The organism is Flavobacterium sp. NKUCC04_CG, assembly GCF_019345525.1.
GTDB lineage: Bacteria > Bacteroidota > Bacteroidia > Flavobacteriales > Flavobacteriaceae > Flavobacterium.
In genome coordinates this window covers 1-223 of sequence record NZ_JAHKRA010000096.1, presented here as the reverse complement: position 1 = coordinate 223, position 223 = coordinate 1, and the positions used below count along the sequence as shown (strand labels likewise).

Sequence of the window (223 nt, the reverse complement as noted above, 5' to 3'; positions counted from 1 at the left end):
CGGATCTAAAGACTGGGCTTGTACACCGAAACAAACCAACAGTACACTTAAAAATAGTGTATAATATAAAATCTTTTTAAACCTCATAACTTCATTTAAATTAACGATTCACCTGTACCCATCCCTCTCTTCTTCCTAAAAAAGTATTGATTACATAAAAATAGGTGCCGCTAGCTAAGGGCTTTCCACTTTTATCTTGACCCGCCCATTGATTGGTATAACC

General features: G+C 35.9%; 1 protein-coding gene. It reads right to left on the bottom strand.

Features of this window, described 5'->3' with window-relative positions; genetic code table 11:
• Nucleotides 1-100: 100 nt before the first annotated feature.
• The coding region (locus KO524_RS15360; RefSeq protein WP_219295090.1) for a gliding motility-associated C-terminal domain-containing protein at nucleotides 101-223 on the bottom strand (123 nt) is incomplete at its 5' end.